Annotated in this window: 18 protein-coding genes; 6 read left to right on the top strand and 12 right to left on the bottom strand. The window is 59.3% G+C overall.

What is annotated here, in order from left to right; all coding sequences use genetic code 11:
* Positions 1-265: 265 nt before the first annotated feature.
* The gene (locus ABOK31_RS10220; protein WP_349955952.1) at positions 266-1,156 is read right to left on the bottom strand and encodes a DMT family transporter; all 891 of its coding nucleotides are present in this window, start codon (positions 1,154-1,156) and stop codon (positions 266-268) included.
* Positions 1,157-1,255: 99 nt separating this feature from the next.
* The gene (locus ABOK31_RS10215; RefSeq protein ID WP_349955950.1) at positions 1,256-2,416 is read right to left on the bottom strand and encodes a PQQ-dependent sugar dehydrogenase; all 1,161 of its coding nucleotides are present in this window, start codon (positions 2,414-2,416) and stop codon (positions 1,256-1,258) included.
* Positions 2,417-2,936: 520 nt separating this feature from the next.
* Between ABOK31_RS10215 and ABOK31_RS10210 the strand changes: the two genes are divergently transcribed.
* On the top strand, positions 2,937-4,139 hold the full coding sequence (locus ABOK31_RS10210) for a pyridoxal phosphate-dependent aminotransferase (protein WP_349955949.1): 1,203 nt from the start codon (positions 2,937-2,939) through the stop codon (positions 4,137-4,139).
* A gap of 142 nt (positions 4,140-4,281) precedes the next feature.
* Here the strand turns inward: ABOK31_RS10210 and ABOK31_RS10205 are convergent, their stop codons facing one another.
* On the bottom strand, positions 4,282-5,385 hold the full coding sequence (locus ABOK31_RS10205) for a calcium:proton antiporter (RefSeq protein WP_349955947.1): 1,104 nt from the start codon (positions 5,383-5,385) through the stop codon (positions 4,282-4,284).
* Positions 5,386-5,614: 229 nt separating this feature from the next.
* Here ABOK31_RS10205 and ABOK31_RS10200 point away from each other — a divergent pair, with 229 nt between their 5' ends.
* Positions 5,615-5,896 carry a DUF2188 domain-containing protein gene (locus ABOK31_RS10200; RefSeq protein WP_092711617.1) on the top strand — a complete coding sequence of 94 codons (282 nt, stop codon included), beginning with the start codon at positions 5,615-5,617 and terminating at the stop codon, positions 5,894-5,896.
* On the opposite strand, the gene ABOK31_RS10195 is transcribed toward ABOK31_RS10200, so the two are convergent.
* Together ABOK31_RS10195 and ABOK31_RS10190 are read right to left on the bottom strand one after the other, a co-directional pair.
* On the bottom strand, positions 5,893-6,408 hold the full coding sequence (locus ABOK31_RS10195) for a GrpB family protein (protein ID WP_349958918.1): 516 nt from the start codon (positions 6,406-6,408) through the stop codon (positions 5,893-5,895). The genes ABOK31_RS10200 and ABOK31_RS10195 overlap by 4 nt on opposite strands.
* Positions 6,408-7,316: a LysR family transcriptional regulator gene (locus ABOK31_RS10190; protein ID WP_349955945.1), complete on the bottom strand. Its 909-nt coding sequence runs from the start codon at positions 7,314-7,316 to the stop codon at positions 6,408-6,410. Before ABOK31_RS10190 ends, ABOK31_RS10195 begins: the two co-directional genes overlap by 1 nt.
* A gap of 92 nt (positions 7,317-7,408) precedes the next feature.
* Here ABOK31_RS10190 and ABOK31_RS10185 point away from each other — a divergent pair, with 92 nt between their 5' ends.
* Entirely contained in the window at positions 7,409-8,386 is a 978-nt protein-coding gene (locus tag ABOK31_RS10185) for an SDR family oxidoreductase (protein ID WP_349955943.1), read from the top strand.
* A 133-nt stretch (positions 8,387-8,519) separates the two neighbouring features.
* Here ABOK31_RS10185 and ABOK31_RS10180 read toward each other — a convergent pair whose 3' ends face one another.
* The 4 genes from ABOK31_RS10180 to trxB all read right to left on the bottom strand — a co-directional run bounded on the left by ABOK31_RS10180 (position 8,520) and on the right by trxB (position 12,518).
* Positions 8,520-9,632, bottom strand: coding sequence for an alkene reductase (locus ABOK31_RS10180; protein ID WP_349955942.1), 1,113 nt, complete (start codon positions 9,630-9,632; stop codon positions 8,520-8,522).
* Between the two features lie 133 nt (positions 9,633-9,765).
* On the bottom strand, positions 9,766-10,059 hold the full coding sequence (locus ABOK31_RS10175) for a metalloregulator ArsR/SmtB family transcription factor (protein ID WP_174180204.1): 294 nt from the start codon (positions 10,057-10,059) through the stop codon (positions 9,766-9,768).
* Between the two features lie 564 nt (positions 10,060-10,623).
* Positions 10,624-11,520 (bottom strand): LysR family transcriptional regulator VtlR, encoded by an 897-nt coding sequence (locus tag ABOK31_RS10170; protein ID WP_174180202.1) that lies wholly within the window; start codon positions 11,518-11,520, stop codon positions 10,624-10,626.
* A 23-nt stretch (positions 11,521-11,543) separates the two neighbouring features.
* The gene (gene trxB / locus ABOK31_RS10165) at positions 11,544-12,518 is read right to left on the bottom strand and encodes a thioredoxin-disulfide reductase (protein ID WP_174180200.1); all 975 of its coding nucleotides are present in this window, start codon (positions 12,516-12,518) and stop codon (positions 11,544-11,546) included.
* Between the two features lie 238 nt (positions 12,519-12,756).
* Between trxB and ABOK31_RS10160 the strand changes: the two genes are divergently transcribed.
* Genes ABOK31_RS10160 through ABOK31_RS10150 form a run of 3 tightly spaced genes read left to right on the top strand, consistent with a single transcriptional unit; the run spans position 12,757 to position 15,116 of the window.
* Complete coding sequence (locus ABOK31_RS10160; protein WP_015340578.1) at positions 12,757-13,224, top strand: Lrp/AsnC family transcriptional regulator; 468 nt, start codon at positions 12,757-12,759, stop codon at positions 13,222-13,224.
* Positions 13,225-13,228: 4 nt separating this feature from the next.
* Positions 13,229-14,137, top strand: coding sequence for a glycosyl transferase (locus tag ABOK31_RS10155; RefSeq protein WP_174180198.1), 909 nt, complete (start codon positions 13,229-13,231; stop codon positions 14,135-14,137).
* Between the two features lie 55 nt (positions 14,138-14,192).
* The gene (locus ABOK31_RS10150) at positions 14,193-15,116 is read left to right on the top strand and encodes a glycosyltransferase family 92 protein (protein ID WP_349955940.1); all 924 of its coding nucleotides are present in this window, start codon (positions 14,193-14,195) and stop codon (positions 15,114-15,116) included.
* 9 nt (positions 15,117-15,125) lie between these two features.
* Here the strand turns inward: ABOK31_RS10150 and ABOK31_RS10145 are convergent, their stop codons facing one another.
* The 3 genes from ABOK31_RS10145 to carB all read right to left on the bottom strand — a co-directional run bounded on the left by ABOK31_RS10145 (position 15,126) and on the right by carB (position 20,426).
* A complete protein-coding gene (locus tag ABOK31_RS10145; protein ID WP_349955939.1) occupies positions 15,126-16,205 on the bottom strand; it encodes a glycosyltransferase family 4 protein in 1,080 nt (359 codons plus the stop codon).
* Positions 16,206-16,211: 6 nt separating this feature from the next.
* Positions 16,212-16,688, bottom strand: coding sequence for a transcription elongation factor GreA (greA, locus tag ABOK31_RS10140; protein WP_075851048.1), 477 nt, complete (start codon positions 16,686-16,688; stop codon positions 16,212-16,214).
* Positions 16,689-16,940: 252 nt separating this feature from the next.
* Positions 16,941-20,426 (bottom strand): carbamoyl-phosphate synthase large subunit, encoded by a 3,486-nt coding sequence (gene carB / locus ABOK31_RS10135; RefSeq protein ID WP_349955938.1) that lies wholly within the window; start codon positions 20,424-20,426, stop codon positions 16,941-16,943.
* Positions 20,427-20,436: the final 10 nt, after the last annotated feature.

The raw sequence follows: 20,436 nt of genomic DNA, 5'->3' as shown, positions 1-20,436 counted from the left end.
TTGAGAGTGCTGTGTTTATGGGAAATTGGCAAGCAAAAGTTTTTTAACGTGGCACAACGGGCACAATACCGTAACGCGAGTATGTTAAGGCGATTCGCAAATTTTCCCACTTTGAAACAAGTTTCTAAGGGTTTTGCATCGCTCGCGATATAGTTTTGGTGAAATTTCCCCAAATCCGCTGGTGTGAACGGCCATTTTCGATTGTTCGAAAAATTTTGGCAAGCCATGCCGTCAAGCGGCTAAAAGCGCGCATTTCCGGCGTTTTTTATGCTGTTGCGGCACGCCGGCGAGCCAATTCCGGCACCAATTCCACGGCCAGCATCGCCGTAAACATCAAGGCGCAGCCGGCATAGCCGAGCGGGCCGATGGTCTCGCCGAGCAGCAAGGCGCCGAGCGAAGCCCCGAACAATGCCTCCGACGACAGGAAGATCGCGGCCTGAGGCGCCGTTGTGTAGCGCTGGCCTATGATCTGCAGCGCGAAAGCGAGGCCTGAGGAGAAGATGCCGACATAGAGGATCTCGCCGAGTGCTGCGCGGATATCGGCGATGCTGATCGGCTCGATGGCGACGGCAACTGCAAGCGCAAGGACGGCGGTGACCGCAAATTGCGTGGCGGAGATGCCAAGCGGGCGGCCGGTGTCGTTGACGACCGAGCCGGCAAGCGTGATTTGCGCTGCCCAGAAGAGGGCGCAGACGACGGTCAGGAAATCGCCCACGGTGAGGCGCGAGAATGAGCCGCCCGAGAGCAGATAGATGCCGCAAAGCGCCATCAATGCCGCGGGCCAGATGACCCAATGCGGCGAGCGACGCAGAAAGATAACGGCGATCAGCGGCACGAAGACCACGTAAAGGCCGGTGATGAAGCTGGAATTCGTGACGGTCGTCGTCAGAAGCCCGAGCTGCTGCGTTGCCGCTCCGCCAAAGAGGGCGATGCCGATCAGGAGGAAGGAGAGCCAGTTGCGAGACGTCAGCGGCTTTGCGGCTTTCCTGTTCTCCATCCACACGAAGGGTAGGACGACCATGGTGGCTACGGCGAATCTGAGGCCGATGAACCAGAATGGTCCGATGGCCTTCATGGCTGTCGATTGCGCAACAAAACCGCCGCCCCAGATCGCGGCGGCAAGCAACAACAACAAATTCGCCTGTATGCGAGACATCTGCATCCTGCGGGAAGGGGAGGAAAGAGTGAGGCGACCGTTAGCAGCTGCTTTTACTTGCGGCAAGGGCGAAAGCTGCCCGAAACGGAGCGTTGAGGGCTAATTTGCCGCCCTCGAAACCCTCAGAAGCGTGCCGTTGTCCTCGTCTGTCGTGATCAGCAGCGCACCATCGGGCGCGACCGTGATATCGCGCAAGCGCCCGAATTTGCCGTCAAACATACGTTCCTGTTCGGTGATTTTGCCCTTGCCGTCCCGATTCAGGCGCGACAGCAGCTCGAACTTCAGCGCTGTCACAAGGAATTCGCCGTTCCATTCGGGAAACATCTTGCCGCGATAGACGACGATGGCGCCGGGGGCGATCGACGGGTCCCAATAGAAGCGGGGTTGCTCCATGCCCGCTTTTGCCGTGCCGATGCCGATCTTCGTGCCGTTATAATTGACGCCATAAGAAATAACGGGCCAGCCGTAGTTCTTGCCGGCTTCAGGCGTGTTGATCTCATCGCCGCCCTTGGCACCGTGCTCGACCGTATAGAGTCTGTTTGTCTCGCTGTCGAAGGTGATGCCCTGCGGATTGCGGTGGCCCTTCGACCAGATTTCGGGCAAGGCGCGCTTGCTGTCGCTGAACGGATTGTCGGCGGGGATGCTTCCATCGGCTTCGATATGGATAATGGAGCCGGCATCGTCGTGAAAGTCCTGGGCGCGATCCTGCTGGCCACGATCGCCGAGGCTGACGAAGAGGCTGCCGTCGCGGGCAATCGCGATGCGCGAGCCGTACTGGATATTGCCGCGCGAGAGCTTGTTCATCAGGAAAATGCGCTTCACGTCCGTCAGCCGAGTTTCGTCAGGCGACAATCTGGCGCGAAAGACGGCCGTGCCGCTTCCGCCGTCACCGGCTCCAGAGGCCGTGAAATAAAGGGTGCGATTACCGGAGAATTTCGGGTCGAGCTCAACATCGAGCAGGCCGCCCTGGCCGCGCGCGTAGACCTCAGGCATGCCTGATATGGGCGTGGAAACCTTGCCGTCACGGACAATCCGCATGCGACCCGGGCGTTCGGTGACGAGGTAGGCGCCATCCGGCAGCACTTGGACTGCCCAGGGATGTTCGAGCCTTGTCGCTATTGTCTCGACCTTGACGTCCACCTTTTGCGTCTTGATGGTCAGAGCCGGTTCGGCAAGTGCCGATGTTGCTGACAGCAGTGCGCCGGCCATCAGGGCGATCGAAAATTCCGTTCTGCCCACTCCCGTTCTGGCGTCGCGCATCTGTTCGACCTCCCCAATAGGCTTGCTTTTGCAAGGTGGGACCGTTCGGTTGCCATTCAAGGCTGGTTGCGGAGCCGATAACGTCTTTGTGTTCTCGCTTCCGATGAGAGGAAGCTTTTCAGCTCTTCCGAGCCCGTCTGCAGGTGGAGGTGTTTCCCGCGCAAGGGGGTGTCCAGCTTGCCTTATGAGAATCGGATGTTGAGGAAGTATCTGATCCGTATTGGAAATTTCCACCGTCTTCAGAATCTGATTCAGGCGCTTCGCGTGATGATTCAAGTTGAGAGGGGCTGCGGGTTCCCGGCTGCGGTCGGTCCGACCTTGGCGAAAGCGGCGCGCGGGTCTCTTGGGCAAGCTTCTAGCCGGATAAGAAAAGCCAACGCGAACGACCCGGAAAGCCATGAAATAAAGCCACTGTGACGCCTTTGTGCTTGAAACGTCGGCCCATATTCGACATAGAGCTTAGCGCAGAAATCTGGTCCACAGGCTTTCTGCCATTTTCAACCGAATAGGACCGATCACCATGGCCTTTCTTGCCGACGCTCTTTCCCGTGTAAAGCCTTCTGCCACCATCGCCGTTTCCCAGAAAGCGCGCGAGCTGAAAGCAAAAGGACGCGACGTGATCGGCCTCGGCGCCGGTGAGCCCGATTTCGATACGCCCGATAATATCAAGACGGCGGCCATCGACGCGATCAATCGCGGCGAGACGAAGTACACGCCGGTTTCCGGCATCCCGGAACTGCGCAAGGCGATCGCCGCCAAGTTCAAGCGCGAGAACAATCTGGACTATGCTCCCGAGCAGACCATTGTCGGCACGGGCGGCAAGCAGATCCTGTTCAACGCCTTCATGGCGACGCTGAACCCCGGCGATGAAGTCATCATCCCGACGCCTTACTGGGTTTCCTACCCGGAAATGGTGGCGCTGTGCGGCGGTACGCCGGTTTTCGTCGCGACGACGCAGGCCAACAGCTTCAAGCTGCAGCCCGCCGATCTCGAAAAGGCGATCACGCCGAAGACCAAGTGGTTCATGTTCAACTCGCCGTCCAACCCGTCGGGCGCCGCCTATTCGCATGATGAACTGAAGGCGCTGACGGACGTGCTGGTCAAGCATCCGCATGTCTGGATCCTGACCGACGACATGTATGAGCACCTGACCTATGGCGAGTTCAAGTTCGCCACGCCGGTCGAAGTCGAGCCGAGCCTCTATGATCGCACGCTGACGATGAACGGCGTTTCGAAGGCCTATGCGATGACCGGTTGGCGTATCGGTTATGCTGCCGGTCCGCTGCAGCTCATCAAGGCGATGGACATGATCCAGGGTCAGCAGACTTCTGGCGCGACGTCGATTGCCCAGTGGGCTGCCGTCGAAGCGCTCAACGGTCCGCAGGACTTCATTCCGCGCAACAAGAAGATCTTCGAAGGTCGCCGTGATCTCGTCGTATCGATGCTGAACCAGGCGAAGGGCATTTCGTGCCCGGTTCCGGAAGGTGCCTTCTATGTCTATCCGTCCTGCGCCGGCCTGATCGGCAAGACGGCTCCGACCGGCAAGGTTATCGAGACGGACGAGGATTTCGTCTCCGAACTCTTGGAATCGGAAGGCGTTGCCGTCGTACACGGTTCGGCTTTCGGCCTCGGCCCGAACTTCCGCATCTCCTATGCGACCTCGGAAGAGCTGCTCGAAGAAGCTTGCCGTCGCATCCAGCGCTTCTGCGGCGCCTGCAAGTAAGCGGGTCATAATCGCTCAATTGAAAAGCCCGCCAGAGATGGCGGGCTTTTTCATATTCAGGTTGCCGGTTTCATCTTCATCCGTTGATTCAAGCGTTTCGCAATTTGAATCCGCCAGTCGGCGCAAGTCCTTGAAATTGGAATCAAAGACCGAGCGTCGTCAGCATGATGAAGGTGGCGAAAAGAATGAAATGGGTCATGCCCTCGATGGCGTTGGTTTCGCCGTCGTTGAGGTTGATCGCGGCGACGATCAGCGTGATCATCACCATGACCGTCTGCACCGGCGACATCGCCATGATGAAGGGCTGGCCGGTATAGAGCGCAATCGCCTCCATAACCGGCACCGTCAGGATGACGGTCGAGAGCGAAGCACCCAGGGCGATGTTGACCGTCGCCTGCATACGGTTTCTAAGCGCTGCGCGCAAAGCCGTTAGAATTTCCGGCGCTGCCGAAATGGCGGCGACGACGATAGCCGCGATGGCGGGCGGTGCGCCCGTGCCCTTGAGGCCGGTATCCATGAAAGCCGACATGAATTCCGCCAGCACACCGATCAGCACGACGCCGATCAGGATTGTCACGATCGAGGTAGTCGTGGACTCCTCATCATGATGCTCTTCATCATCGGCGGTGGCGAGCTTCTTTTCCGTGCGTGGATAGCTGTAGCTGAAGAAATAGCTGTGCTTGCCTACCTGCATGCGCAGGAAGAGCGCATAAAGGGCGATCATCGCGACGATGGTGAAGGCGGAATAATAGTGCCATTTCGCATCGGGAATGAATTCCGGCACGATCATCGAAATGCCCATGGCGGTCAGGATCATCACGCCATAGGTTCGGCTGGAATCGTCATTATAGGGCTGTTCGCCATGCTTCAGCCCGCCGAGAAGGGCGGCAAGGCCGAGGATGCCGTTGATATCGAGCATGACGGCGGCATAGATCGTGTCGCGCACCAGCGTCGGCGAACTCTCGCCGCTCATCATGATGGCAAGGATGATCACTTCGACCGCAACGGCCGAAAGGGTCAGGATCATCGTGCCGTAGGGGTCACCGACCTTGACGGCGAGGGTCTCGGCATGATGGGCAACACGCATGGATGCCAGTACAATCGTTGCGATCAATGCCGCGGCTGCGACCATCGCTGCGCCTTGGCCCATTTCCAGTATGGAATGCTCGCCGATATAGGCAATAACGGCAATCGCCAATGCCACGAACAGGGCTTTTTCCTGCTTAAACCACTTCGCTGTGAACACTTTCCCCACCTTTGCGCCGATTCACGGTTGCACTCTAAAGCAAGGATTTCGCACATCAAGCTTGCAAGGAAGAGGGCGAAATTTGCAGTTAACGCGGTTTAATGGAATACTGCGCGGATAGGTCTGCCCAACCACAATGCCGCGGCATTCTCGAACCCGTCTCAGATGCACGCGATTCTGCCGGCAACGTCCGGTTCGAAGGTCTTGGCAGATGAGAAGGAGGGTCTGAATGGTCAAGGTCGTTTACGAAATCGTGCCGCATGACGGTGGATGGGCTTACCGCTTCCGAGACGTTTATTCGGAAGCGTTTCCAACACATTCCGAAGCGGTAGAGGCAGCCAGGATCGTGGCGGCCGAACAGCAAATCGGGGGAGATTCAGCCGAAATCAGTTGGCAGGACGAGAGCGGCAAATGGCATGAGGAATATGCCGATGGCGGTGATCGCCCCGAAACTGAGGTCATCGACGGCCAGATGCATTTCCCGCCGGTCGATACTGCCCCTGGCGCTTAGCCCTTCGGTTTATTTGATGCCTTTTCCATGATCGCGTCGATGAAGTGACGCTTCTCGGTGGTGTAGCGATCGCCGTCATGCCGATGGATTTCGGCGAGCTCCAGTTTCAGCGCTGCATAGGCCGTGGCTTCTGCCGGGTGCGCACGAAGATAATCCCGAAAGATCACCCTGTGCTCGTGCGTCCGGTTGTTGGGCGGGCAGAGATAGATGCGTTCCGGCGGTCTGCCGTCGCGCCGCATGAAGGCCCAGACATCGTCGTCATAGCGATTGCCGCGTGGTTCGTAGCCTTGGTCGAGAAGGCGCTGTGTTGCCACGGGGATATCGGCAGCACTACGCAGGATGATGTCGACGTCGATCAGCGGTTTTGCGGCGATGCCGGGAACGGATGTGCTACCGATGTGCTCTATCGTGACCGCGTAGGGCGCCAGCAATCGTTCGAGCTTTTCGCGAATGTGTTCGAAATCCTCCGGCCATGCACGGTCGTAAGGCACCAGTTCAACCGCCGATCCCATCATGCTTCCCGATTGTTTTCCTTGATATGATCGAGCAATCCCTCGACGAGAGCGTCGAACGTTACGCGACAGCGTGGTGATGTCTTGAGATTTTCGTGCATGACGACCCAGGTGTCGATCGACACTTCAATCTCCGGCAACACGCGCACGAGGTTCGGATCGCGGTTTGCCAAGGGGATTTGAAGGAAGCTGATGCCCATGCCGGCGCGCAGTGCATTATGGAGCGCGATGCTGTGATCGGAACGAAAGCTGAAGGTGGCGCCTTCGAGCATCGGATAGCGCTTCGTCATCATGCGTATATAGGCAGTCTGGCGGTCAAAGCCGATGAGCTTGTGCCTGCGCAATTCCCCGACGGTTTCAGGCTTCCTGTTGTGTTGGACATAGTCGCGATGCGCGAACAGGCCGAGTGAGACGATGCCGATATGTCGAGCCAACAACGCCTCCTGCGCCGGCGCGACCATGCGCACGGCGATATCGGCTTCACGCTGCAGCAGATCCTCCACGGCATCGGAGGCAGATAGCTCCACGTTCAGATCGGGGTAACGCGCTTGCAGCCTGGCAAGAATCGGCGGCAATACTTCGACACCGATGACCTCGCTGGCGCTGATGCGCACTGTGCCGCTGACCTCGTCCTTCGAGCTGGACGCCGCACGCAGTAGGGCTGCGGTGGTACTTGCCAGTGTCTCGGCGTAAGGCTTCAGAACGAGGGCGGTATCGGTCGGCAGCAGACCCTGCTGCGACCGCGTGAACAATTCCGCGCCGACCGATTGCTCCAACGCGTCGATATGACGGCCGACCGTCGGCTGTGTCAGGCCGAGTTCGCGGGCAGCGGCCGACAGCGAGCCGTGCTCCAGCACGGCGAGAAATGTGCGATAGAAATCCCAGCTTGGATCAGAATGTAATGTCATACATTTATGTATAGCATCTGCAGATTTTTCGGCAATTTCGTTTATCGTCGGCGCGAAGCATAGTCAGCTCATCGAAACCGATGGAGATGACCATGAGCAACCAGACAGAAAATAACAAAACGGCCCTGATACTCGGCGCTACCGGCGGCATTGGCGGCGCTGTCGCGGAAGGGCTTGCCCTTCGCGGCTGGCGTATCCGGGCACTGAACCGCAATGCGGCCGAGGCCGCCAGCCGCCAGCCGGAGTTCGACTGGTTCCAGGGCGATGCCATGCAGGCGGAGGATGTTCTGAAGGCCGCGCAAGGTGCGGATGTTATCGTGCATGCGGTCAACCCGCCCGGCTATCGCAATTGGGGCAAGGTCGTCCTGCCGATGCTCGACAATACGATCGCCGCCGCCAAGGCGGTCGGTGCGCGCATCGTGCTGCCCGGCACGGTCTATAATTTCGGTCCCGATGTGTTCCCGAATGTCACGGAAGACAGCGCGCAACGGCCGAAGACCCGCAAGGGCGCCATCCGCGTGCAGATGGAGCGGCGTCTGAGGGCGGCAGCAGAGCAGGGCGATACCCCTGTCATCATCGTACGCGCCGGCGATTTCTTCGGCGGCGCCCGCGCCAACAGCTGGTTTTCTCAAGCCATGGTGACGCCGGGCAAGCCTATCAGCTCGATGACCTATCCGGGCAAGCGCGGTGTCGGCCATCAATGGGCCTATTTGCCTGATGTCGCCGAAACCATGATCCGGTTGATCGAGAAGGGCGACCAGCTGCCGGCCTTCGCCGTCTATCATATGCGTGGCCATTGGGATGGAGACGGAAGGCAGATGATCGAAGCCGTGCAGCGTGTGCTTGGACATAGGGTGAAGGTGAAGTCGTTTCCCTGGTGGATGGTGCCGCTGGCCGCTCCCTTCGTGACATTGATGCGGGAACTGCGCGAAATGAGCTATCTATGGGACGTGCCGCTGCAGATGCGGAATGACAAGCTCGTGGCTGCACTCGGCGAAGAGCCTCATACGCCGATCGATGAGGCGGTTCGCAGCAGCCTGGCGTCGATCGGTTGCCTGCAAGCTGCGTGAGGAGATCTTTACCGCGCGGATGCCTGTTCGGCCTGGCTCGTTGCACCCGCTTCAGAAGCCGATATGGAAAGCCCCCGCAGCATGAGTTGCGAGGGCTCTTTGTCGAAAGCGCAATCTGGTTGGGAAGCCCTAATCAGGCTGCTTCGTCGAGCGTCGGATAATCGGCATAGCCCTTGGCGCCGCCGCCGTAGAGCGTTGCCTGATCCCACGTCGCAAGCGGTGCGTTTTCCTTCAGGCGGCGAACGAGATCCGGGTTCGAAATAAACGGCTTGCCGAAGGCAACGACATCGGCCTTGCCGCTATCGACGGCTTCGATCGCCATTTCACGGGTGTAGGCATTGTTGAGCATCCAGCCAGCCGTGCCGCCTGCAGCCTTATAGGCCGTGTGCAGCGCATCGTAGTCGAAAGGCAGGAAGTCGCGCTTGCCGCCGGTCTGGCCTTCAACGACGTGGATATAGGCGAGGCCGTATTTCGCCAGGCCTTCAACGACCTTAGTGAAGAGCTGCTGCGGGGCGGGATCGCTGGCGTCGCCAGAGGGCGTGACCGGCGAGATGCGGATCGCCGTGCGGCCTGCGCCGATTTCCTTGGTGATGGCATCGACCACTTCGAACAGGAAGCGGGTGCGGTTCTCGATCGAGCCACCATACTGGTCGGTACGGTCATTGATGTCGCCACGCAGGAACTGGTCGATCAGATAGCCGTTGGCGCCATGGATCTCGACGCCGTCGAAACCGGCATCGATCGCAGCGCGGGCGGCCTTGCGGTAATCTTCGATGATGCCCGCTATTTCGGAGGTTTCGAGTGCGCGCGGCTCGGAAACGTCGGCAAAGCCGCCGGTGCCATCGCTGTTGACCAGATAGGTTTTGGAGTTTTCAGCGCGCCTGGAGGTCGACGAGACCGGCTTGCCGCCATTCGGCTGCAGGGTGGTATGGGAGATACGGCCGACATGCCACATCTGCACGACGATCTTGCCGCCATTGGCGTGTACCGCGTCCGTCACCTTCTTCCAGCCGTCCAGTGCTTCCTTGCTGTAGAGACCGGGAACGTCGGCGTAGCCTTGACCCTGATGGGTGATTGCCGTTGCCTCGGTGATGATCAGGCCCGCGGTCGCGCGCTGGGCATAATATTTGACATTCAGATCGTTCGGCACAGCATTCGGCGAGCGATTGCGCGTCAGGGGCGCCATGACGATGCGGTTGGCGATGGAAATATCGCCGAGCTTCGTCGGTTCGAACAATTTGGTCATGGGGTAGTCCTTTCTATGAGGGAGAGAAGAAAGAGAGGAGGAGGGGATCAGGAAGAGGTAGGTGCCTCTTCTTTTTCGGTTGCGCCGATGGCGAAGGAATTGAGCGCGAGCACGAGGAGCGCATGACGCATCTTCACAGTTCCTTCTGCATGGCTTCGAGGAATTCGGCGATGGTCTCCTCGTTGCGCTTGTAGAAAATCCATTGGCCGAGGCGTCGCGTCGTCACCAGACCGGCGCGATGCAGCGTGCTCAAATGGGCCGATACGGTCGACTGTGACAGGCCGCAGCGTTCGAACTGGCTGGCGCAAACGCCAAGCTCCAGCGGGTGTTCCTGGGTCGGGAAATGAGCGTACGGGTCTTTCAGGTGGTTGAGGATTTCGAGCCGGGCCGGATGGGCCAGAGCCTTCAATATCTCGTTCTTGTCCATGGCGTTCACCGCATGAATATCGAATAATTTCGATTTATGTATCGATGCTTTTCGATATATCAAGGGCGGCGCAGAACATTATTTTCTGCAAGGCAGCCGGAGCGTGTGCTTAGAAAATGGGCAAAAAAAGAGGGCCACCGGTATAAACCAGGGCCCTTATAGGTGTGAAGGTCAAAACCTCCAGAGGGGAACAGCCAATGCGGTGGAACTGGGAGGAAAAGCCACCGTGTGCATCAGCTGAGTGCGTTATGATGCTAATTTGTGCAGTGCGCAATGCTTTTTTGTGCATGGCAGTTATGCGTTTGCTACGTCAGCAGCAAAAGGGCAAAAAAAAGGGCCTCCGGAGTAAACCAGGGCCCTATAGGTATGAAGGTCAAAAACCTCCAGAGGGGAACAGCCAATGCGGTGGAACTGGGAGGAAAAGCCACCGTGTGCATCAGCTATGTGCGATATGGTAGTTAAATGTGCAGGCTTCAACTCTCATTTGTGCATATCAGCTATGCGTCATATGCGTGGCTGATATACTAGCCGTAAAAAGAGTTCGTTATCAGTGGCTTACCTTCGTCAGAAATTCCAGTTACGAGCTTTCGCCACGATAAAATCACGAAAAACCTTGAGCTTGGCCGCGTTCTTCATCTCGTCAGGATAGCAGAAATAGGTGTCGAAGGATGGCACATCTGCATTGATCGCCAGTTGAATGAGGCCGGGGTCACGACCGACGATATAGTCCGGCAGCACGGCGATGCCGATACCGAGCAGGCAGGCCCGCTTGATCGACGTCTGGCTGTTGATCTGCAGATGCGGCACGCGCTTATTGTCGGATGAGCGGCCGGCGATCTCCAGCCAGTTGACGTCAAGCAGGTAATTCGGTGCCGGCTCGCCGAAGCTGATGATGCGATGCTCGTCCAGATCCTCAACCGACTGCGGTTCGCCGTAGCGGTTGATGTAGGAGGGGGCGGCATAGACGTGCATGTGCACGGTGAAGAGCTTGCGTTGGATCAGATCCGATTGCTGCGGCTGGCGCAGACGAATGGCGCAGTCTGCGTGGCGCATGTTCACGTCCAGCTCTTCGTTGTCGAGGATGAGCTGGATCGACATGTCGGGATAGAGCTGCAGGAATTCCTGGATCTTGTCGGTCAGCCAGCCCTGGCCGAGGCCGACCGTCGTAGTAACCCGTAGCTTGCCGCTCGGCTTGTCGGTCGTCTCGGTCAATTGCATCTTGACCGTTTCGAGCTTCAGCAGAACGTCATGGGCGGTGCGGTAGAGCAACTCACCCTGTTCCGTCAGGATGAGGCCGCGCGCATGGCGATGAAAGAGTTTTATGCCGACATCCTGCTCGAGAGCGCTGACTTGTCGGCTGATGGCGGATTGGGACAAATGCAACTTGTCGGCCGCATGCGTGAACGAACCCGCTTCGGCAGCCGCGTGAAAGATACGCAGCTTGTCCCAATCCAATGGCATGCCGTTTCCCCTCATCGGCTGCATCACTCCGCAGCCACGGCGACGGGCATGTGCCCGGTCAAGTAGCGTTCTGCCTCAAGCGCGGCCATGCAGCCCATCCCCGCTGCTGTGATCGCCTGCCGGAACGTATCGTCGGTCACGTCACCGGCGGCATAGATTCCCTCCACGTTTGTCGCGGTCGAATCCGGTGCGGTCCAGAGATAACCATTGTCTTTCAGTTTCAGCTTGCCCTTGAACAGCTCGGTTGCCGGCGCATGGCCGATGGCAACGAAGACGCCGTCGATCGGCATGTCGGTGATGGCGCCAGTGCGCGCATCGCGCAGGCGGGCCCCCGTGACCGATGGCGGCATCGGCGGCTTGGCCGGCGTGCCGGTGATCTCGGCAACCTCGGTATTCCAGAGTATCCTCACGTTTGCCTTGGCGAACAGACGCTCCTGCAGGATCTTTTCCGAACGGAAAGTGTCGCGGCGATGCACCACAGTCACCGATTTGGCGATGTTGGAAAGGTAAAGCGCTTCCTCGACGGCGCTGTTGCCGCCGCCGACCACGATCACGTCCTTGTTGCGATAGAAGAAGCCGTCGCAGGTGGCACAGGCAGAGACGCCGAAGCCCTGGAAATGCTGCTCGCTTTCGATACCGAGCCACTTTGCCTTCGCGCCGGTAGCAATGATGAGCGTGTCGGCGGTCCAGACCTGGCCGCTGTCGGTATGGGCGACGAAAGGACGCTTGCTGGTATCGACTTCCGTCACGAGGTCGTTGACGATCTCGGCGCCGACATGCTGGGCCTGCTGCAGCATCTGCTCCATCAGCCATGGCCCCTGGATCGGATCGGCAAAGCCCGGATAGTTCTCGACATCGGTCGTGATCATCAGCTGGCCGCCTTGTTCGAGACCGGCGATCAGAACCGGCTGCAGCATCGCGCGCGCGGCATAAACCGCGGCGGTGTAACCGGCTGGGCCGGAACCGATGATGAGCACCTTCGTGTGGCGGGCAGGCATAGTCAGTCCTTTCAATTTCGGCGATTGGGAAACCGCGGCTTCAAGCGCGCAAAGCAGGCGATTTCGCGATCCGCTGCTTCATTTATGATTGCCTTATGCATTTATTCAAGGGCAGCCTTGCATTACACACAGAGCAAATCTGCTTTGTGTAAGAATCAACTACGCGAGAGAAACTTTCTTGCGTATTTTCCTGCCTTATATAGAAGCTGGCGAGGGGGAATTAAAGAAAGGCAAAAAAGTGCTTCGCGCTGAGCTCGATGCCATCGATATCAAGATTCTGCGGGAACTCCAGCGGGATGGACGCATGACCAACGTCGAGCTCGCAGACCGGGTTGGCATTTCGGCACCGCCATGCCTGCGCCGCGTGCGCAAGCTGGAAGAGGCAGGCGTTATCGAAGGCTATCACGCCATGTTGAACAGCCCGAAACTGGGCTTCGATCTCGTGGCCTTTTGCATGGTCGGCCTCAAGCATCAGTCGGAAGCGAACCTCAAGGCTTTTGCCAGTGCAACTTCGGCATGGCCGCTGGTTCGGCAGGCATGGATGGTGTCCGGCGACAGTGATTTCCTGCTGCACTGTGTTGCGGAAAATCTCACGCGGTTCCAGGATTTCGTCATCGAGGTTCTGACGGCGAATGAACATGTCGACACCGTGCGCACCATGCTGACCATCAGGCAGGTCAAGAAGCTGGGTCTGGTGGAGCTTTAGGCGAATGGCGGATCGCCCCTGGCATCGATCGCTGATCAAATCCGGCGTGCGCCTTTTCCTGGGTGGCTCGCGGGCTCATGTGCAGGATTGGTTTCCGGGACTCAGCATCGTCCGCAGCCAGAATGTCAGCGAGGTGCTTTACCGGGGCGTCAAGGTCGCGAGCCTTGCCGGCATGGACCGCCTGCGCGAACGTTGCGGCGATGCGGTCTATATCGTCGGCTCTGGTCCATCAATTCGCGATTGCAATCTGAGCGGTCTGGAATTCCGCAGCGCCATTCTTCTGAACGGTGCTATTGGCCTATCGGGCGATCGGATTTCCGAGCCATTGGCAATCGCCGTCGAAGATGAGCGTTTTGTCTGGCGGCATCTCGACATGCTGCGCGAGAAGGTGGCTCCCGGCGCGCTTTGCCTGTTTTCCGTGGCGGTGCTGCGCGCGCTTTGCGAGATCGACAAAAGCTGGCTGGCGGACAAGACCATCATCCTGATCGACGACATCCGCAAGCCCTATGGCGCGCGCCGCCGCTCGGTCGAGGATCTCAAGAAACTACAATATGTACGGCTGGATGCCGAGGGTTCTGCAGGTTTTTCGCTCTCGCCGGATCGTGGGGTCTTTCTGGGCGGGTCCGTTGCCGTCTCGGCTCTGCAATTCGCCCTTTACTGCGCAAAGCATCAAGTTGGCTTTTTGGGGATCGACATATCCAATGCTGGCGAGCCCCGCTTCTACGAGACCGCCGGCGATACTGCCTTTTCTGGCATTGCGCGCGCCGAAGGCCGCATCATCGAACATCTCGCCTTTGCCCGGCGAATTGCGGCGGAGCGCGGTGTTTCCTTTGTCAATTATTCTCCCATTTCGGCGCTGCTGAAATATGATTTCGGTTATGACGACAGGTTTGCCGTGAAGCCGAAGACGTGATGCCTGCTTGAGAGGGCGGCAACGGTCGTGCCGGATTGAAATTGAGGTTGCAGGAATGAAGCTTACGCGCTGGCTGAAGCCCAAAGCGTCCGATGCAAAGAAACTCTCCATCGATCCGCCCGAACCAAGGGCAGGGCGCCACGGCGTCGCCATTGCCGCCTGCGTGAAGAACGAGGCCCGCTATATTGAGGAATGGGTGCGCTTCCACCAAGCGGTCGGTATTCGCCACTTCTATATCTATGACAACGGCTCAACGGATGAGACCTGCTCGTTGCTTCGAAGCCTGCTCAATGAAGAAGCGCTGACGATCATTCCCTGGGCCGGGCGGATGCGCGATGCGGCGACGTCGGTGGTGCTGAACGGGCAGGTCATCACTTTTGCGCACGCAATCCTGAATTTTGGTGGCGACTACCGCTGGATGGTTTTCATCGATGTCGACGAGTTCCTTCTGCCGAAGCAGGCTGCGACCGTCGAACAGGCGCTGGAAGCGGTGGGCGATTTTCCGAATGTCTCGCTGCCCTGGCACATGTTTGCCTCCAGCGGCCATGATACGCCGCCGGACGGGCCTTTGGCGCTGAACTATACGATGCGTGGCGCCGATCCGATGACATCAAAGGAAAATGTCAGCAATTTCAAATGTATCGTCGATCCGTGTGAAGTGACCGAGGTCAGCGTGCATCAGTTCCAAACGCGTGCTTATGGCGATCTGACCGCCAATGACGCCGGCGAGCGGTTTACGCGGCGGGCGCGTAAGTCGCCCGAGTTCTATTCCAACCGTTTTCTCCAGCTGAACCACTACTATACGAAATCCCGGCAGGAACTGATGGAGAAGCTGGCACGGGGATGGACCTATGACAGCAGTGCGACGAAATATCGGGACAAGGTCCTGTCCATCGTCAAAAGCATCGAGGAAGATATGGTAGAGGATCGCTCGATGATCGATTTCATCGAGCACAACCGCATCGCTCTTGATCGCTGATCGAACCGTTCACTTGTTGGCGACGAGCAATCGCTTGTAGACGTCGCCGATGGCGGTCGCTTCCTTTTCCAGCGCGAAATCGCTGCGTACATGGCGTACGGCATTCTCGCCTTGGAGAAGGGCTTCCTCCGGATTGGCAAGGTAAAAGGCGATCGCTCTGGTCAGGGCTTCGCCATCCCCTGCAGGCACGACAGCGCCGGTTTCGTCCGGCACGATCATCTCGGCATAGGCACCGGCATCCGATGCGACGACAGCCGTGCGGGAGGCCATGGCTTCGAGCGGTGTCAGGCCAAAACCTTCATTGCGGGAAGGGGCGACATAGAGGGTGGCGCGGCGATACCAGGGCTTGATGTCGTCGACCTCGCCCATGAAGCGGATGCGGTCGCCGAGGCTTGCGGCTGCCACCATCTTCTCCAGCTCATCGCCGAAGCTTCGATGCTCTGATGTTACGCGGCCGCAGACCACCGCCGTCCAGTCCGGGTATTGCGGCAAGAGCTCGATCATCGCCTTGACGAAGAGATCCGTGCCCTTCTGGTGACGGACGCGGCCGAAGCAGCCGATCAAATAGGTGCCGGGCAGGCCGGTAGCCGCCATGCGGTCATCAGGCTTTTCCGGCGGATGGAAGCTGTTGAGGTCGACGCCGTGCTGGATGACGGTGTGCGGCACTTCGAGAAAACTGCCGGAGCGCGTGCTGGTGGCGATCACGGCATCCATGCGGCGAATGAGCCAGCGCGTATAGCCGGTGTGGCGGCGTTGGGCCGCCGATGTGAAGACCAGCTTCAAACGCATGCGCAGAACGGAGCGCAGCAGCAAGCCGACAAGCATCTCATTGTTGCGGCGGGCATGCCAGATGCGCACGCGATAGCGGCGTGGCTTCATCCAGAGGCCGGGCAGGCGCAGCCAGCCGAGCCTTGGAAGGCCTTCCGGAAGGCCGGGGCCGAGCGTTGCTATATGATAACCGAGCTCGACCTGCTTGGGGATGAGCTGCACGATCGTCGAGGTAACGCCGGAAAGCCGGCGTTTGAAATTCGTTGCTATGATTTCGATCTCGCGGAGATCGCTCGCATGCGCTGACTCGCGATCGCGCACGGGCGATCAGCCCCAGGTGATGGAGAGAATTTCGTAGCCCTTGGCGCCGCCGGGTGCATTGACCTCGATGGAATCGCCGACTTCCTTGCCGATCAGGGCGCGGGCGATCGGGGAGGAGATGGAGATGCGGCCTGCCTTCACATCGGCTTCCTGATCGCCAACGATCTGGTAGATCTTCTCTTCTTCCGTGTCTTCGTCGACAAGCTTCACTTTGGCGCCGAACTTGATCTTCGAGCCGGACATTTTGGTGAGATCGATGACTTCGGCACGCGCCGTCAGGTCTTCGAGTTCAGTGATGCGGCCTTCGTTGTGGCTCTGGGCTTCCTTGGCTGCATGGTACTCGGCGTTTTCGGACAGGTCGCCATGGGCGCGTGCTTCTGCAATTGCCTCGATGATTCGCGGGCGCTCTTCCTGCTGACGCCAGCGCAGTTCTTCCTGCAGCTTGACGAACCCGTTCTGCGTCATCGGTACCTTTTCAACCATTTTTCTTGTCCTTCACTCCCTGTTGCTCTGCTGCAGACACAAAAGAAAACAGGTCCCGAAGGGGTACTTCGGAACCATCCAGAGCCGTTATTCTGTCACCTATAGCAGATTGCGACAGACGAAAGCCAGAAAATTCGAAGGTTTAAGGAAAAGCTCCTGTTGAAGCTCCTTGACCATTCGACCGGCTGACGGGGCCGCAAAGAACGTGAGCCGGCTATCCTGCTCACGCTCCTTACTATCGAATGAGCTGCTTCAGAAATAGCTCTGCAGCGGCTGTACTTCGAGGTTGCCGGCCTTCAGTGCCTTGATCGCCATAGCTGCTGCTTCGGCGCCGGCCATGGTGGTGTAGTAGGGCACTTTCTGCATCAGCGTCGCGCGACGAAGCGACTTCGAATCCGAGATCGCCTTGTTGCTGTCGGTCGTGTTGATGACGAGCTGGACCTGACGGTTGCGGATGGCATCCTCGATATGCGGACGTCCCTCAAGCACCTTGTTGATCTTCGTCGCTTCTATGCCGTTTTCGGCCAGGAAGCGCTGGGTTCCGCCGGTTGCAAGCACTTTGAAGCCCTGTTCGGCCAACATGCGGATGGCGGGCAGCACGCGCGGCTTGTCGTCGTCGCGAACCGAGACGAACACCGTTCCGTCACGCGGCAGTTCGACGCCGGCGCCGAGCTGCGACTTGGCGAAAGCGAGCGCGAAATCGGTGTCGAGGCCGATGACTTCGCCCGTCGAACGCATTTCCGGTCCGAGCAGGGTATCGACGCCGGGGAAGCGAGCGAAGGGGAAGACGGCTTCCTTGACGGCGATGTGCTTCAGCTTGCGCGGATCGGGCTTTTCGCCATAGGCGGCAAAGGTCGCATCCAGCTTCTCGCCGGCCATGACGCGGGCCGCGATCTTGGCGATCGGCGCGCCGATGGTCTTGGCGACGAAGGGGACCGTGCGCGAGGCGCGTGGGTTGACTTCGAGCACGTAGACCGTGCCGTCCTTGATCGCGAACTGGACGTTCATCAGACCGCCGACATTGAGCGCCTTGGCCATGGCCTTCGCCTGGCGTTCCAGCTCATCGATCATGGCAGGCGACAGCGTGCGCGGCGGCAGCGAGCAGGCGGAGTCGCCCGAGTGGATGCCGGCTTCTTCGATATGTTCCATGATGCCGGCGACGTAGACGTCGGTGCCGTCGGACAGGCAGTCGACGTCGACTTCGATGGCATTGGCAAGATAGCTGTCGAAGAGCAGGGGGTTCTTGCCGAGCAGCGTGTTGATCTGGCCGGTCTTGTCGTTCGGGTAGCGCTGCTTGATGTCTTCCGGCACCAGTTCCGGAACGGTGTCGAGCAGGTAGCTCTGCAGCTGGCCTTCCGAATGGAGGATCTGCATGGCGCGGCCGCCGAGAACGTAGGACGGGCGCACGACCAGCGGGAAACCGATTTCGGAGGCGACGAGGCGCGCCTGCTCGACCGAATAGGCGATGCCGTTGTTCGGCTGGTTGAGGTCCAGCTTCATCAAGAGCTTCTGGAAGCGGTCACGGTCTTCGGCAAGATCGATCGCATCAGGCGCGGTACCGAGGATCGGGATGCCATTCTTTTCGAGCGCTTCGGCGAGCTTCAGCGGCGTCTGGCCGCCGAACTGGACGATGACGCCGACCACTTCGCCCTTTTCCTGCTCCGCGCGCAGGATTTCGATGACGTCTTCGGCTGTCAGCGGCTCGAAATAGAGCCGATCCGACGTGTCGTAGTCGGTCGAAACCGTCTCTGGATTACAGTTGATCATGATCGCTTCGTAGCCTGCATCCTTCAGCGCGAAGGCGGCATGGCAGCAGCAATAGTCGAATTCGATGCCCTGACCGATACGGTTCGGGCCGCCGCCAAGGATGACGACCTTCTTGCGGTCGGAAACCTGCGCTTCGGAGCGGGCGGCGCCGACGAAAGGCGTTTCGTAGGTCGAATACATGTAGGCCGTCGGCGAGGCGAATTCAGCGGCGCAAGTGTCGATGCGCTTGAAGACCGGACGCACGTTCAGAGAGTTACGGAACTCGGCCACTTCCTTCGGGCGCTTGCCGGTCAGCGTCGCGAGACGCGCGTCGGAGAAGCCCATGGCCTTCAGCATGCGCAGGTTGGCGGCATCCTGCGGCAGGCCGTGCTCGCGGATACGCACTTCCATGTCGACGATGTTCTTCAGCTGCTCGAGGAACCAGGGGTCGATCTTGCAGCCTTCATGCACTTCTTCGATGCTCATGCCCTGGCGCAGCGCCTGAGCGACCATGCGCAGGCGGTCCGGAGTCGGCGTGCCGATGGCGGCGCGGATGGCGTTCTGGCTGCCTTCGCCTTCCTCGATGCCGGGGATTTCGATCTCGTCGAGGCCCGTCAGGCCGGTTTCAAGGCCACGCAGAGCCTTCTGCAGCGATTCGGCAAAGGTGCGGCCGATCGCCATGACTTCGCCGACCGACTTCATGGCCGTGGTCAAAACAGGCGAGGCGCCGGGGAACTTCTCGAAGGCGAAGCGCGGGATCTTGGTGACGACATAATCTATCGACGGCTCGAAAGAGGCCGGGGTCGCGCCGCCGGTGATGTCGTTTTCGAGTTCGTCCAGCGTATAGCCGATGGCGAGCTTGGCGGCGATCTTGGCGATCGGGAAGCCGGTAGCCTTCGATGCCAGCGCAGACGAACGCGAGACGCGCGGGTTCATTTCGATGACGACGAGGCGGCCGTCCTTCGGATTGACCGCGAACTGAACGTTCGAACCGCCGGTTTCGACGCCGATCTCGCGCAGGACCGCGATCGAGGCGTTGCGCATGATCTGATATTCTTTGTCGGTCAGCGTCAGCGCCGGAGCAACGGTGATCGAGTCGCCGGTGTGGACGCCCATCGGATCGATGTTTTCGATCGAGCAGATGATGATGCAGTTGTCCGCGGTGTCGCGGACGACTTCCATCTCGAATTCCTTCCAGCCGAGCACCGATTCCTCGACCAGCACTTCCGTGGTCGGGGAGGCATCGAGGCCGCCGCCGACGATTTCGAAGAACTCCGAGCGGTTGTAGGCGATGCCGCCGCCGGTGCCGCCGAGCGTGAAGGACGGGCGGATGATGGCGGGCAGGCCGACATGGTCGAGCGCCTGGGCGGCAATTGCCATCGCATGGCTCATATAGCGCTGCTTGCGGTCGCTCTCGCCGAGGTTCCACTGGTTTTCCAGCGCATCGAGCGCCTTGTCGAGTTCGGCACCGTTAAGCTGTGCCTTGAGCTTGCTGCGCTCGGCCTCATGCGTCTTGCGGTCAGCATCCTTGATGTCGGTGGCGTTGGCCAGCATGGAACGCGGGGTTTCGAGGCCGATGCGGGCCATGGCCTCACGGAAGAGGGCGCGGTCTTCAGCCATGTCGATGGCGGCGGGCTTGGCGCCGATCATCTCGACGTTGTAGCGATCGAGCACGCCCATGCGCTTCAGCGACAGAGCGGTGTTGAGCGCCGTCTGGCCGCCCATCGTCGGCAGCAGCGCGTCCGGGCGTTCCTTGGCGATGATCTTGGCGACGACTTCAGGCGTGATCGGCTCGACATAGGTCGCATCCGCCAAGCCCGGATCGGTCATAATCGTTGCCGGATTGGAGTTGACGAGGATGACCCGGTAGCCTTCCTCTCGGAGTGCCTTGCAGGCCTGTGTTCCCGAATAGTCGAATTCGCAAGCTTGCCCGATAACAATCGGTCCTGCACCGATAATGAGGATCGATTTGATATCTTGGCGCTTCGGCATGGGCTCTCAT

This window comes from Rhizobium sp. ZPR4, assembly GCF_040215725.1.
GTDB lineage: Bacteria > Pseudomonadota > Alphaproteobacteria > Rhizobiales > Rhizobiaceae > Rhizobium > Rhizobium rhizogenes_D.
The sequence above is the reverse complement of the archived record's forward strand: the minus strand, read 5'-3'. Positions and strand labels throughout refer to the sequence as shown.